The organism is Sphingopyxis sp. RIFCSPHIGHO2_12_FULL_65_19 (assembly GCF_001830555.1).
Taxonomy (GTDB): domain Bacteria; phylum Pseudomonadota; class Alphaproteobacteria; order Sphingomonadales; family Sphingomonadaceae; genus Sphingopyxis.
In genome coordinates, this window is record NZ_MIAM01000024.1 from 33,074 (window position 1) to 45,986 (window position 12,913).

The 12,913-nt window shown below is 62.2% G+C and carries 13 protein-coding genes; 5 read left to right on the plus strand and 8 right to left on the minus strand.

Annotated elements, in window-relative coordinates; genetic code table 11:
* Positions 1-11: 11 nt before the first annotated feature.
* The gene (locus tag A3E77_RS07615; RefSeq protein ID WP_293644687.1) at positions 12-497 is read right to left on the minus strand and encodes an arsinothricin resistance N-acetyltransferase ArsN1 family B; all 486 of its coding nucleotides are present in this window, start codon (positions 495-497) and stop codon (positions 12-14) included.
* Between the two features lie 169 nt (positions 498-666).
* Here A3E77_RS07615 and A3E77_RS07620 point away from each other — a divergent pair, with 169 nt between their 5' ends.
* From A3E77_RS07620 to hutC, 5 genes are read left to right on the plus strand one after another with little or no spacing between them, the layout of a single operon-like run.
* A complete protein-coding gene (locus A3E77_RS07620; RefSeq protein WP_293644689.1) occupies positions 667-996 on the plus strand; it encodes an ArsR/SmtB family transcription factor in 330 nt (109 codons plus the stop codon).
* A 13-nt stretch (positions 997-1,009) separates the two neighbouring features.
* Complete coding sequence (arsC, locus tag A3E77_RS07625; protein ID WP_293644691.1) at positions 1,010-1,438, plus strand: arsenate reductase (glutaredoxin); 429 nt, start codon at positions 1,010-1,012, stop codon at positions 1,436-1,438.
* Positions 1,439-1,449: 11 nt separating this feature from the next.
* Positions 1,450-2,514 (plus strand): ACR3 family arsenite efflux transporter, encoded by a 1,065-nt coding sequence (arsB, locus tag A3E77_RS07630; RefSeq protein ID WP_293644693.1) that lies wholly within the window; start codon positions 1,450-1,452, stop codon positions 2,512-2,514.
* A 5-nt stretch (positions 2,515-2,519) separates the two neighbouring features.
* On the plus strand, positions 2,520-3,275 hold the full coding sequence (gene arsH / locus A3E77_RS07635; RefSeq protein ID WP_293644695.1) for an arsenical resistance protein ArsH: 756 nt from the start codon (positions 2,520-2,522) through the stop codon (positions 3,273-3,275).
* A 27-nt stretch (positions 3,276-3,302) separates the two neighbouring features.
* Positions 3,303-4,139, plus strand: coding sequence for a histidine utilization repressor (gene hutC / locus A3E77_RS07640; protein ID WP_293644697.1), 837 nt, complete (start codon positions 3,303-3,305; stop codon positions 4,137-4,139).
* 10 nt (positions 4,140-4,149) lie between these two features.
* Here hutC and A3E77_RS07645 read toward each other — a convergent pair whose 3' ends face one another.
* From A3E77_RS07645 to A3E77_RS07675, 7 genes are all read right to left on the minus strand, one after another.
* Positions 4,150-4,884 carry a PepSY domain-containing protein gene (locus A3E77_RS07645; protein ID WP_293644699.1) on the minus strand — a complete coding sequence of 245 codons (735 nt, stop codon included), beginning with the start codon at positions 4,882-4,884 and terminating at the stop codon, positions 4,150-4,152.
* Complete coding sequence (locus tag A3E77_RS07650) at positions 4,881-5,585, minus strand: PepSY domain-containing protein (RefSeq protein WP_293644701.1); 705 nt, start codon at positions 5,583-5,585, stop codon at positions 4,881-4,883. Before A3E77_RS07650 ends, A3E77_RS07645 begins: the two co-directional genes overlap by 4 nt.
* Before the next feature lie 10 nt (positions 5,586-5,595).
* On the minus strand, positions 5,596-8,298 hold the full coding sequence (locus A3E77_RS07655) for a TonB-dependent receptor domain-containing protein (protein WP_293644703.1): 2,703 nt from the start codon (positions 8,296-8,298) through the stop codon (positions 5,596-5,598).
* A gap of 455 nt (positions 8,299-8,753) precedes the next feature.
* Complete coding sequence (locus tag A3E77_RS07660) at positions 8,754-9,278, minus strand: DUF411 domain-containing protein (RefSeq protein WP_293644705.1); 525 nt, start codon at positions 9,276-9,278, stop codon at positions 8,754-8,756.
* A 1-nt stretch (position 9,279) separates the two neighbouring features.
* Positions 9,280-9,723: a DUF305 domain-containing protein gene (locus A3E77_RS07665; RefSeq protein ID WP_293644707.1), complete on the minus strand. Its 444-nt coding sequence runs from the start codon at positions 9,721-9,723 to the stop codon at positions 9,280-9,282.
* A 37-nt stretch (positions 9,724-9,760) separates the two neighbouring features.
* Complete coding sequence (locus tag A3E77_RS07670; protein ID WP_293644709.1) at positions 9,761-10,966, minus strand: copper resistance protein B; 1,206 nt, start codon at positions 10,964-10,966, stop codon at positions 9,761-9,763.
* Positions 10,963-12,813 carry a copper resistance system multicopper oxidase gene (locus A3E77_RS07675; protein WP_293644711.1) on the minus strand — a complete coding sequence of 617 codons (1,851 nt, stop codon included), beginning with the start codon at positions 12,811-12,813 and terminating at the stop codon, positions 10,963-10,965. The genes A3E77_RS07670 and A3E77_RS07675 overlap by 4 nt, the downstream gene beginning before the upstream one ends.
* Positions 12,814-12,913: the final 100 nt, after the last annotated feature.

Here is a 12,913-nt window from a genome sequence, read left to right on the forward strand (position 1 = left end):
TTCGGCCTCGCTCACAGCAGTCGCTGCCACCAACCGACGTCGTGCCAGGCATCAAATTTTCGTCCGACTTCACGATAGATGCCGACCAGCTCGAAGCCCATAGATTCGTGGGGTCCGATACTTGCCTCATTTGGCAGCGCGATGCCGGCAAAAGCAGCATGATAGCCCAAGCTTGCGGCCGCCGGGAGCAGACGAGAATAAAGGCAGCGCGCTACGCCGCTTCGTTGTGCGCCAGACGACACATAGACTGTCACGTCGACAGATGTCCGATATGCTGCGCGGGTCCGGTGCTCGGAGGCGTAGGCGTAACCGACTACCCGCCCGTCCATTTCGGCCACGAAATAGGGATAGTGCGGCGCTATGGCGGCGATGCGCCGTTCGACTTCCATAATGTCGGGCGGCACCTCCTCGAACGAGATCGTCGTGTCGGCTACATAAGGGGCATAAATTGCCTGAACGGCCGGTGCGTCTTCCATGACGATATGACGGACATCCATGTTTTCACCGTTGCAGGATAGGAGATTGGACAGAATGGCCTGCCGCCTCCGGGCAATCAAGGCCTTCCGTCCGGCGTCGTGTTGGCGGCGCTACAGCGAAGCAGCCACTATGTATCGTATTTTTCCGATGAGTCTTGACGCATGTATATCTATCGGATAATCCCGATGGATGAAGACCGACACCGCCCTTGCCGCGCTCGCGGCGCTTTCACACCCCACCCGGCTCGAAGCCTTCCGCTTGTTGGTCCAGCATGAGCCCGAAGGGCTGTCGACGGGCCAACTTGTGGATGCCTCGGGACTGACCCAGAGCACATTCTCCACCCACCTTGCGGTTCTCGCCAAAGCCGGACTGGTCAAATCAGAGAAGCGCGGACGCCAGTTTATCCAGCGCGCCGAGATCGACGCACTGAAGGGCCTGATGCTCTTTCTCGCGAAGGACTGCTGTCAGGGACGCCCCGAATTGTGCGAGCCGCTGCTCGCCGAACTCGCCTGCTGCTGACGGAAATCCGATCATGACCGACATCATCGTGTATCATAATCCCGACTGCGGAACGTCGCGCAATACGCTCGCGATGATCCGCAATGCGGGCATCGAACCCCATGTCGTCGAATATCTGAAGACACCGCCCTCGCGGCCGATGCTCGTCCAGTTGATCGATCGAGCCGGCATCTCGCCGCGCGAACTGCTGCGAGAGAAGGGAACGCCCTTCGCGGACCTCGGCCTCGGTGATGAGAGCCTCGAAGATGAGACGCTTATCGACGCGATGATGGCGCATCCGATCCTCATCAACCGGCCGCTCGTTGTCTCGCCGCTCGGCGTGAAGCTATGCCGCCCCTCGGAAGCGGTGCTCGACCTCATTCCTGCGCGCCAGCGGGGTGCCTTCGCCAAGGAAGATGGCGAACAGGTGGTCGACGAAGCCGGCAATCGCGTCGGCAGCTGAGGAACAATTCTATGACGCAACCGAAGCGCGAGCGCCTGTCCTTCCTCGACCGCTTTCTGACCCTGTGGATATTCCTCGCGATGGCGCTGGGCGTCCTGCTCGGCTCGACCTTTGCGGGTCTTCCCGCTGCGATCGACAGCCTCTCGTGGGGCTCGACGAACATCCCGATCGCAATCGGCCTCATCCTGATGATGTATCCGCCGCTGGCGCGCGTTCGCTATGAAGAGCTCCCACGGGTGTTCGAGGACAAGCGGATTCTCACTATATCGCTGATCCAGAACTGGGTCATCGGTCCCGTTCTGATGTTCGCGCTCGCGGTCATCTTCCTTTCGGACAAACCCGAATATATGACGGGGCTGATCCTCATCGGCCTCGCCCGCTGCATCGCGATGGTGATCGTGTGGAACCAGCTCGCAAAGGGCGACAATCAATATGTCGCCGCGCTGGTCGCTTTCAACTCGATCTTCCAGATCCTGTTTTTCAGCGTCTATGCCTGGTTCTTCCTCACGATCCTGCCACCGCTGTTCGGACTCGAAAGCAGCGTGATTGATGTCAGCTTCTGGACCGTCGCCGAGGCGGTGCTGATCTATCTCGGCATCCCTTTTCTCGCCGGCCTCCTGACCCGCAAGATACTGGCCGGCGCCAAGGGCAACGACTGGTACGAGACGCGGTTCCTGCCCAAGATCGCCCCAATCACGCTCGTCGCCCTGCTTTTCACGATCGTTGCCATGTTCAGTCTCAAAGGCGGCGAGATCGTCACTATTCCGGGCGACGTCGTGCGGATCGCGATCCCGCTGACTATCTATTTCGTCGTCCAGTTCATCATAAGCTTCTGGATGGGGAAGCTCATCGAAGCCGATTATCCACGCACGACGGCGGTCGCCTTCACCGCAGCCGGCAACAATTTCGAACTCGCGATCGCTGTTGCCATCGCCGCCTTCGGCCTTGCATCCCCGGTCGCCTTCGCCGCGGTCATCGGTCCGCTCGTCGAGGTGCCGGTTCTTATCCTGCTGGTGAGCGTCGCCTTCTGGTTTGGGCGCCGCTGGTTTCCAGCATCCGTCCCCGCGAAAGACTGACCTACATGACCGCCCCAACCTTCTCCCGCTTGCGCACGCTCGCCGAACCCGGCCATCTTCCCGCGCTGAGCCCCGAATATATCCGGTCACGTCCCGGCCTCGGGCTGGGTCCGCTCGACCCGGCGCCACGCATCCTCCTGCTCTATGGATCACTGCGCGAACGCTCTTATTCGCGGCTCGTCGTCGAGGAGACTGCGCGCCTGCTCCAGCTGTTCGGCTGCGAAACGCGCATCTTCGATCCGTCCGACCTTCCGCTTCCCGACCTGATCGCCGACGACGATCATCCGGCGGTCGAAGAACTGCGCCAGCATTCGCTCTGGTCGGAAGGCCAGGTCTGGTGCAGCCCCGAGCGGCACGGACAGATCACCGGGATCATGAAGGCGCAAGTGGACCATCTGCCGCTTGCCTATAAGGGGCTTCGCCCGACGCAGGGGCGCACGCTGGCGGTGATGCAAGTCTCGGCAGGATCGCAATCGTTCAATAGCGTCAACACGCTGCGCATTCTCGGCCGCTGGATGCGGATGATCACCATTCCCAACCAGTCGAGCGTCGCCAAAGCCTATGCCGAGTTCGACGAGACAGGCCGCATGCTTCCGTCGAGCTATTATGACCGTATCGTCGATGTCGCCGAAGAGCTGGTGCGCTTCACCGTGCTGACGCGCGGCCATGCCGACCAGCTCGTCGATCGCTATTCGGAGCGGAAGGACCGCAACGAGCCTGTCATCACGCCGGCCGAGATGGCGGGTTTACCGGGGACATGATATTTTTTCCTTCGCCCGTTCAGCCGCTTGGAATTTCCCCGCGCCAACCTGTATAGACGGGTTATGGATTTCAGCCCTCGCACAGCCGGAAGCGGTTCAAACAATTCAAAGAGACCAGCCGGTTCCCGGTCAGGCAAAGCCGAGGACAAGGACAGCCGCGCTGCGCCACGCTATGCGGCCATCAAGCAAAGCATTTGCGACGCCGTTCGGGACGGCCACTTAAAGCCCGGCGATCGTGTTCCTTCGGAAGCTGAGCTGGTGCAGCAGTTCGACGTATCGCGCATGACCGCGAACCGAGCCCTCCGCGAGCTGCAGGCTGCGGGCATTTTGGTTCGCCGCGCCGGTAGCGGGTCGTTTATTGCGGAGCCGAAACCGATCGGCCAGATTATCGAAATCCGAAATATTGCGGAAGAAATACGCGAGCGCGGTCATGTCTATCGTGCCCGTGTCGTGCAGAATGACGAGATCCGGGCCAATGCCGAAATGGCGGCGCTTTTGGAAGTGCCGGTCGGGACAAAATTGTTCCACTCGATCATCGTCCATCACGAAGCGGAATTCCCGATCCAGCTCGAAGAGCGCTTTGTGCTCGCGTCAGCTGCCCCCGACTATGGAAAGATGGACTTCACGCAGACGACGCCGAACGAATATCTGACACAAACCGCGCCGCTCGAACGGGTCGAGCACCGCGTCCGCGCGGAGATGCCCGATGCGCGAACGCACGGCATGCTGGGGCTGTCGGAGGCCGAACCGGTGCTGCGGATGACGCGCCGCACGTGGAGCCACTCACGCCTCGTCAGCCACGCCTGGCTGACCCATCCCGGCTCGCGCTTCGAACTCTCGGCCGCCTTTTCGATCGACGATTGACGACCGATGGTCAGGCTGTGCTGCGGGTCACCACAGGCTTGCGGCGCCGGCGCAACCAGCGGAAATCGGCGCGGCTGAAGCTTTTGAAGAGCAGATAGAAGCCGGTCCCCGAAAGCCATAGCGCGCCAAAGGCGACGAAGATGATCAGCGGGTGATTGAAGCTCTTCCGGTTCACATAATCCATATTGTGAAGCATCCAGAAAAAGTCCCATGTCCGCCAGGTATCGCCGCGCATCACGAGAAAGCGCGCCGTATCGAGCGACACATAGGCGCTGCTGTTCTCGGCATCGGCAAAGTCGACGCGCCACATCGCCCCGTCATGATCGCGCGCTTCGAGGTTCGCCTTGGCGAGTATACTGACCTTCTGGATCGGCGCTTCGTTCATCATCGACGCGACCTCGCGCGCCATGCCCTCATCGACGCGCATGTCCTTACCGGTTGTGGCATCGACGAGGCGGACGCCCTTGGTCGTACGAAGCTCATAAACCGGTCGGGCGCCGAGATCGCGCAAGAGTATTCCCGTGACAGGTTCGCTGCGCGGCAAGGCGGCGACGTCGAAATATTCGCCGGCCGGCAAAGGATGCGCATGCGACATCCCGCCGCCGTGTCCGCCGACCTTGTCCTTGTCGAGGAGCGCCATGACCGAGCCGCTCAAGGCCCAGAGCAGGAACTGGAGTCCGAGGATAAGCCCGACCCATTTGTGGATGCGACGGAAAAAGAGCGGTGTCAGCCGGATGCGTTTCATGCCGTCTTCTTCTTTCGGCGCTTGAAGGACCAGATCAGCAGCCAGGCGCCGGTCACCGCCATGGCAAAGGCGCTCCAGGTCGCGACGCGGAGCAGCGGGTTGTTGACGTCGGTCCGCTCGTCATAATCCATAATGTGGAGCATCCAGGCGAAGTCGAAGACGCGCCAGAGTGCATGCCGGCGCGAGATGAGTTCGCCCGTCTGCGGTGACAGATAGAGCGTCGGGCGGTTCCAGCCTTCGAATTCGACCTGCCAATAAGGCGGTTTGCGCGACTGCATTTCCTGAGGCGCCTTCGTAAGCAGCCGCACCGAAACGATCTTGCCCTCGCCCGTATAGATGCGCCGCGCCTGCGCCCGGACCTGGGACTCGGTCAGGGCAGGCAGCGGCGCACCTGAATGGGCATCGAACAGTTTCGCGCCTTCCGGCGTCTCGGCGCGCCAAACAGGGGACCCGAAAAATCGCTGCAAGCGGATTTCCGAAACGCCGGGTGCGGCCGCCACGATCCGCGAGGGCGGCGCAAGGCCGGCAAGGTCGATAACTTCGGTCGCCGGCGCGCGCACCAGATGGTCGCCATGTATGGTGTCGATATGGACAACTACCATATAAAAGCCCGTCAGCGTCCAGAGCAAAGCCTGGACGCCGACCACCAGGGCCAACCATTTATGGGTTCGCCGTACAAGCAACGGCCAGCGGATAGCCATGACGATAGCCTCAGAATGCCGTCCGGAAGCCGACATAGAAGCGGCGCCCAAGCAGATCATAGGTCATCGTGTCGGTGTTCGCATCGGTAAAGCTCTGGATGTAGGGCGCCTTGCGGTCGAAGAGATTGTCGACACCGACCTGGAAACGCGTCTTCTCGTCGATCTCGAACGCAACCTGGAGATTGTGATAGAAGACGTTGGGGGTGCTGTAGCCGATTTCTCCAGGCGAAGCGTTGAAGTCGGTCGCCTTGCCGATCCACTGCGTCGACCAGGTCGCGCTGACGCCGTCCTTTTCGGCGGTCAGGACGCCATAGCCGCGCCACTTCGGATAACCGCCGTTGCCGCCGCCGATGAAACCGTCAAAATCGATCGGCGCGCCGCCGGGAAAGGGCAGGACGACATATTTGTTGAGGTAGGTCAGGTTGACGTCGAGCGAGACATTCACGCTGCCGATGTCATTGTTATAGACGAGGCCAAGATCGAGGCCGTTCATCTCCTCGCGACCGGTGTTGATCGGCTGCGCCGAAAGGAAGGTGACCTCGCCGGTCAGCGGGCTGCGCGTGAAGTCGTCGCAGAAGGGATGCGACAGGTTGGCGCTGGCGTAACAGATGGCGAGCTTCGTCGAACCGGGGATCGCGCGGATGGCATCCTTGATCTTGATGTCGAACCAGTCGGCGGTGAGCGACAGGCCAGGGATAAGGCCCTTGGGCGAGACGACCGTCCCCACCGTCCAGGTCGTCGAGCTTTCGGGCTGAAGATTCTCGTTGCCGCCAACAGTCGTCAGGATCGTCGTGCCGAGCTGAACATAATTCGCCGGGACGCCCGATGCCTGGCAGTTGGCGATCAGCCCTGCATTGCCGCTTGTCGAATAACGCGAGCAGGGGTCGGTCGTCGTCAGATTGCCTTCTGACACGCCGCCGAACAGTTCGGGGACATTCGGGATGCGAAAGCCGGTGCCGTAGGTGCCGCGCAGACGGAAGCTGTCGTTGATGACCCAGTCGAGGCTGGCCTTATAGTTCCAGTCGCTTCCGAACAGATCATAGTTTGAATAGCGGACCGCGCCGCCCGCTGTCAGCGCTTGGAAGAATGGCGTATCGGCCAAGATCGGCACCGACAGCTCGAGATAGGCTTCCTTTGCGATGCTCGTCCCCGAGATCGGGCTTTGCTGGTTGGTGTTGGCAATGCCGAGCACCGTCAGCGGATCGGGATCGCGCCAGCCCTTTTCCTTGCGATAGACGACACCGGCCGCGAAAGAGACGGGCCCGGCGGGCAGCTTGAACAGATCGCCGTTGAGGTCGGCGGTGACCGTTGCGAGCTCGTTGCCGCCGCGATCGCGCGACGTGAAGAGGATATAGTCAAGCACCTGCGGAGTCAGGTCGCCAAACCCGAGATAGTCTCCGCACGGAATAGCCGCGCCAGGCGCCGGGCTACAAACACCGGTATTGATCGTGTTCCGGACGCGTTCGAGATTGGCGATGTTGGTGGACCCATCGACCGCGGTGTTGCGTCCGAAGGCGCCCGCGACTTCCCAGCCCCAGTCATTCGACAGCTTGCCGCGCAGGCCGAAGGTGCCCTGCCAGGTGTCGGTTTCCTGAAAGAATTGCCGCGGCCCCGGCTCGGCGAGACGCCGCTGGATGAGGACGATGTTCTGCCCGGTCGGATTGGTCGGGTTGCTCGCCGCGATCGACAGATTGCGCAGCGTGCCCGGCGTCGCAATCTGGTTCGACTTGCGGAAGGTATAAAGGAATTCGCCGAACGCCTCGATATTGTCGGTCAGGTCATAGTCAGCGAAGAAGGCCGTGCTGACACGTTCGACCGGGCTAACCGCGTTGAGGAATGGGTTCGAGTTGAAATTATGCTTCGCCGCGCTGTAGGGCTCGAAAAAGTTGCCGTTGCCGCCGAGGACCTGATTGAAATTGATCTGCTGGCCGTTCGGCAGCACCGCGCGGCCGCCGATCGTCGAGGCGCTGTTGACGCAGCCAAGTGTGCCGGGGGTGGTTTCCGCAAGCGAGCAAGGTGCGCGGGTCGCCATGTTGACTGCGCTGGTCTTTTGGTAGGTCACCGCAGCCATGAAGCCGCCGCGGTCGTTGCGGATGCCCCAGATCAGGTCCGCGGTGAAATCCGATCCGTCGCCCTTTTCGGTGATGCCCTGGCGAACGCTGAGGCCGAGACCTTCATAGTCGGTCCGCGTCACGAGATTGACAACGCCCGCCATCGCGTCGGCGCCATAGATCGCGGAGGCGCCGTCCTTGAGCACATCGGTACGCGCGAGCGCGACGACCGGGATCATGTTGAGGTCGGGTGACGAGTTCGCCCCGGTTCCGCCCGCGACGAGGCGACGACCGTTGAGCAACACGAGCGTCCGCTTGATGCCGAGACCGCGCAGGTTGACCTGCGCGGTGCCATAGCCGTTGTTCGCCCAATAGGCCGAGGTCTGGTTGCCCGCAAAGCCGGCGTTGGCGGGCAGGCGCTGAAGCACCGTCTCGATATTCACCAGACCGGTGTTCTCGATCTGCTCGGCCGAAACGACCGTGGCGGGACCGACACCGGCCAGATCCTGACGCCGGATACGCGAGCCGGTGACGACGATATCGCTCCCCGCATCGCTAGCCTCCGCGGCGGGCCGGGGGGCCTCTCCTTCCTGCGCGAAGACCGGCGTTGCGATAGTGGAGACCACCGCGGCGCTCGCGAGCAGTGACTTTTTGATCGACATGCGAAACCCCCTTTTGGTTACGTGATGAACCGCAGAGAGCATCAAATGTATATACAGGTCAATAGAAATTATTGCCTAACTTCAATAGGTTAGATTCGTATCGCTTGGTCGCATCGGATATGCTTTATACGCACGCCAAAGACCTACCCCTCATGTCCAAGACATTTTTTTTCCTATGGAGCGAGCCCGCACCTGCGGCGCGTAGTCATATCTCAAATTCTGGTAGTTAAATTACAGCGGCTCTCGCCTATTGGGGCTTTCCGCGCCGCGGCCATTGCGAACGATAGGAGCCCGACGCGCGAATCGCGGGAGGCCGGACTTCGCATGCTGATGGCCATTTCGGATGGTTCACGCTGACGCGAGGCGCTGCGCGCAAGCCCGCGCGCCCACGGCAGCGGCGCGTGAGAGGAGATGCCGCCGATCGGAGCAGCGTCCGCGTCAGCCGTGGCGCGACGTCAGGCGCGAAATACAGAAATCTTGCCGTCGCCGCCGAATGCCATCACGTCGAACGCGTCCGTACTGCCATCGGGCATTTCCATGCCCGGAGAGCCGCGCGGCATACCGGGCACGGCAATTCCGCGAATGTCGCGTGGCTTGTCGTGGAGGAGTCTCGCGATATGCCGCATCGGCACATGGCCCTCGATCGCGTAGCCGCCGATGACGGCCGTGTGGCACGACGCCAGCTGGTCGGGCACGCCAAGTCGCGCCTTGACCGCAGCCATGTCCGCGCGGTTTTCGACGGTCACCTGATAGCCAGCCTTGCGCGCGATATCCGCCCACGCTTCGCAGCATCCGCATTCGGGATCGCGGTATACGAGCATCTGCCTGTTCTTCGCCGCATCGGCGACCGGTGTGCGCGCGTTGCCATTCTTCTCTTCCGCCGCCGCGGGCCGCGAGGAGGAATTGCAGCCCGCAAGCATCATCCCGGATCCGGCCGCAACCAAGCCAAGAAGATGGCGCCGGGTGATCGGACTTTTCATGTCATTTCCTCGCGAGAATGGACTTCATCTGCTCGATTTCGGCTGCCTGCCCCGCGATGATGCCACGGCAGAGGGTGCGTATTTCGGCATCCTTGAGAGAAGCCTGTTCGCACATGAGAATGGCGCCCGAATGATGCGGGATCATCGAACGCAAGAAGGCGGTGTCGCCGATCGTCGTCTGCGTCCGGATGAGCGCGAAGCTTCCGAAGAAGGCGACTGCCGATCCGAGCAGCAGGACCGTATTGAGACGCCTCGACGGAAACATGCCCGGCATCGCGACGATCATCAGCACGACCATCGGCGCCACCATCATCAGCGTCATGTAGAGCATGTTGAGATTGTTGTAGAAGCTCGAGAGGCGGTCGATCATGACGAACATCACCAGATACATGATGATGCCGCTGACGATCGTCTGCAGCGCGAGGCTGCGATAGGCTGGTTTCATGGCATTTCTCCTCGACGTCCTGCCACCCCGCAAAATTCTAGAACCAGGCCCGCACCCCCATCACGAAGCTGACTCCGCTCGGATCCTCGCCCGCGGCCCGCGCGAAGCGCGCTGTGTCGCCGACCTTGCGCGCCCATTCAACGCCCACATAAGGCGCGAACTCCTTCACGACCTCGTAGCGAAGGCGAAGCCCTAGCTCTACGTCCGAGAGGCCTGAGCCGACGCCGGTCTCGGGTACGTCCTGCAGGGCGAAATTCATTTCCGCCATGGGCTGGAGGATCAGTTTCTGGGTGATGCGCTGATCGTAATAGCCTTCGAGACGGGCGAGCACGTCGCCCTTGTTCGAAAGGAAAAGCGCGCCCTCGACTTCGAACCAGTAAGGCGCGAGTCCCTCGAAACCGATGGTCGCATAGGTGCGGTCGGGACCGGGTCCGAGATCCTGCCTGATACCCGCCTGCGCGTTGAAATAGGGTCCGATCGCCCGGCTGTAGAGCGCCTGCACTTCGGCACTCTCGATACCTTCGCCGAACACGCCTTCGCCCTCGCTCTTGACGGTGAGCCGGTTGATGTCGCCGCCATACCAGGCCTCGCCGTCCCAGCGGAAACCGTCGCGGCCCTTGCGCGCCTGATATTCGGCGAGATTGAAGCTGATGAAAGCGATGGTCTGCGCCCCATTTTCCTTCATCATCTCGTGACGCGAATGCTCCATCTCGCCCTCGGGATAAATGCGATCGGCATACCAGTCTGCGGGCGGCGCGGGCGCGACCGCGTCGCCCGGCGGCAGGTCGGTGCCGCTGGCGCTGCTCCCGGCTGCCATGCCTTCCATCGAAGCCATGGGGTCTGCAACCTTCGGGGTGCAATGGCCCATTTTGGCATGTTCGGGGGGGCAATCCGGATCGGTCGGCGCCGCCGTGCCATGATCCATCGCGCCCATATCCGCAGCGTCCTTGCCCGAAGCCTCCGCCTCGGGCGTACAATGGCCCATTGCCGCATGTTCGGGTGCGCAGGTCGAGGCCGAGGGCTCGCTGTCCGTCCCCGGCATATCGCCATGGTCCATCTGCTCCATCGACCCACCTCCTGCCGTATCGGTTGCAGGCGGCGCATTGGGCTCTGGCGTTGACGAGGGAGCGGGCGTCGCGGTGGGCGCCGCGCCGTGCATCGAATGATCCATCGACTGGCCCGCGGCGGGAACAGCAAAAACGAGCGGCGCGATGCCCGCAAGGAGGAGCGCGATCCGGGTCATTCGCCGTCTCCCTTCGGGCGGACGCTGACGACGCGCATCATTCCGGCGTGCATATGGTAGAGGAGATGGCAGTGGAACGCCCAGTCGCCGAGCGCGTCGGCGGTGAAGTCGAAGCTCGCGGTGCCGCCCGGCTGGACGAGCACGGTATGCTTGCGCGGCGAGCGGTCGCCCTTGCCTGTAACCAGTTCGAAGAAATGGCCGTGCAGGTGGATCGGATGGCTCATCATCGAATCGTTGATGAGGTTGATCCGCACCCGTTCGCCTTCGATGAACGGGATCGGCTCGTGGTGGTCGGACATCTTCACACCATCGAACGACCACATGAAGCGCTCCATGTTGCCGGTGAGGTGGATGTCGAGTGAGCGCGAGGCGGCGCGCACGTCGGGGTTGCGCTCGAGTGCGACGAGATCATGGTAGGTCAGCACCTTGTGTCCGACATCCGCGAGCCCTTGCCCCGGCTCGCCCATCCGGTCGACCGGCATCGGCGAGATCGTCTGGACGCTGGGATCGCGCTTGACCTGCGGCGCGACGCTGAAGTCGCGCATGCTGTGCTGCATGCCGCCACCCGATCCATGATCCATGCCCGGCATCGCGCCGCTGTCGCCCGCCGGCGTGCAATGACCCATCTTGGCATGTTCGGGCGAACAGGCAGGTTCGCTCGCGGACATGGGCATCGCGCCCATATCGCTGCCGCCCGAATGGTCCATCCCGGCCATCGAGCCGCCCGACATGTCCATGTCGCCCATGCCCATGTCCTTCATCGTCGCGAGCGGCCGTTCGCGCAGCGGCGGAACCTCGGCGATCATGCCGACGCGCGGCGCAAGCGTCGCGCGGCCCATGCCCGACCGGTCGTTAGCCTCGGCGACGAGCGTGTACGCACGGTCCTCGACCGGGGTCACGATCACATCGTAGGTTTCGGCGACTGCGATCTGGATTTCGTCGATCTCGGTCGGCACGACATTGAGCCCGTCGGCCTGCACCACCGTCATTCTGAGGCCCGGAATACGGACATTGAAGATCGTCATCGCCGAGGCGTTGATGATCCGCAGCCGCACGCGCTCGCCCGGATTGAAGAGCGCGGTCCAGTTGTCGCGCGGCCCGTGGCCGTTGACGAGGAAGGTATAAGTGGAGCCGTTGACGTCGGCGACGTCGGTCGGGTCCATCCGCATCTTGCCCCAGTCGATGCGCTCCGCAAGCGACTGATCCTTGCCGGCCAGGAGGCCGGATAAGGTCTGGCGTTGCATATTGAAATGGCCGGGATTGACCTTGAGCTTGCGGAAGATCGCCTCGGGCGAGATCTGGCTATGGTCGGACAGGACCACAACATGCTCGCGATCGTAACCGATCGGATCGGCGCCGGCGGGATCGATGACGATCGGCCCATAATGGCCGAGTTGCTCCTGAAGCCCCGAATGGCTGTGATACCAATAGGTGCCCGACTGGACGACCGGAAATTCATAGACGAAGGTCGATCGCGGCTTGATGCCGGGAAAACTGACGCCGGGTACGCCGTCCATCTGGAACGGCAGGATCAGCCCATGCCAGTGGATCGAGCTATCCTCGTCGAGGTCGTTGACGACGGTGAGCTTCGCCGTCTGCCCTTCCGTGAGGCGCACCAGCGGCGCCGGGACCGTGCCGTTGATGCCGATCGCGCGGCTCAGCTTGCCGTCGATGCGCATCGTCTGCCGTGCGATACGCAATGTGATGTCGTTGCCCGAAACGGTTGGAACGGGGGCGGTGATCCCGGTCGATCCCGACTGGGCCCAAGCGGGGAACCATGCGGCCATCGCAGCGGCCGCTCCGCCGCCCAACGCACCATTTACAAATCGACGCCTGTCTATCTGCATCATTCTTCCCGACCGTTACTGATTGTTCCTAAAGCCATACGCAGCCGCGGCGGTCGCCCCTCACCAAAATGCCTAATAGACCGAGCGCCGTTCGAGACTG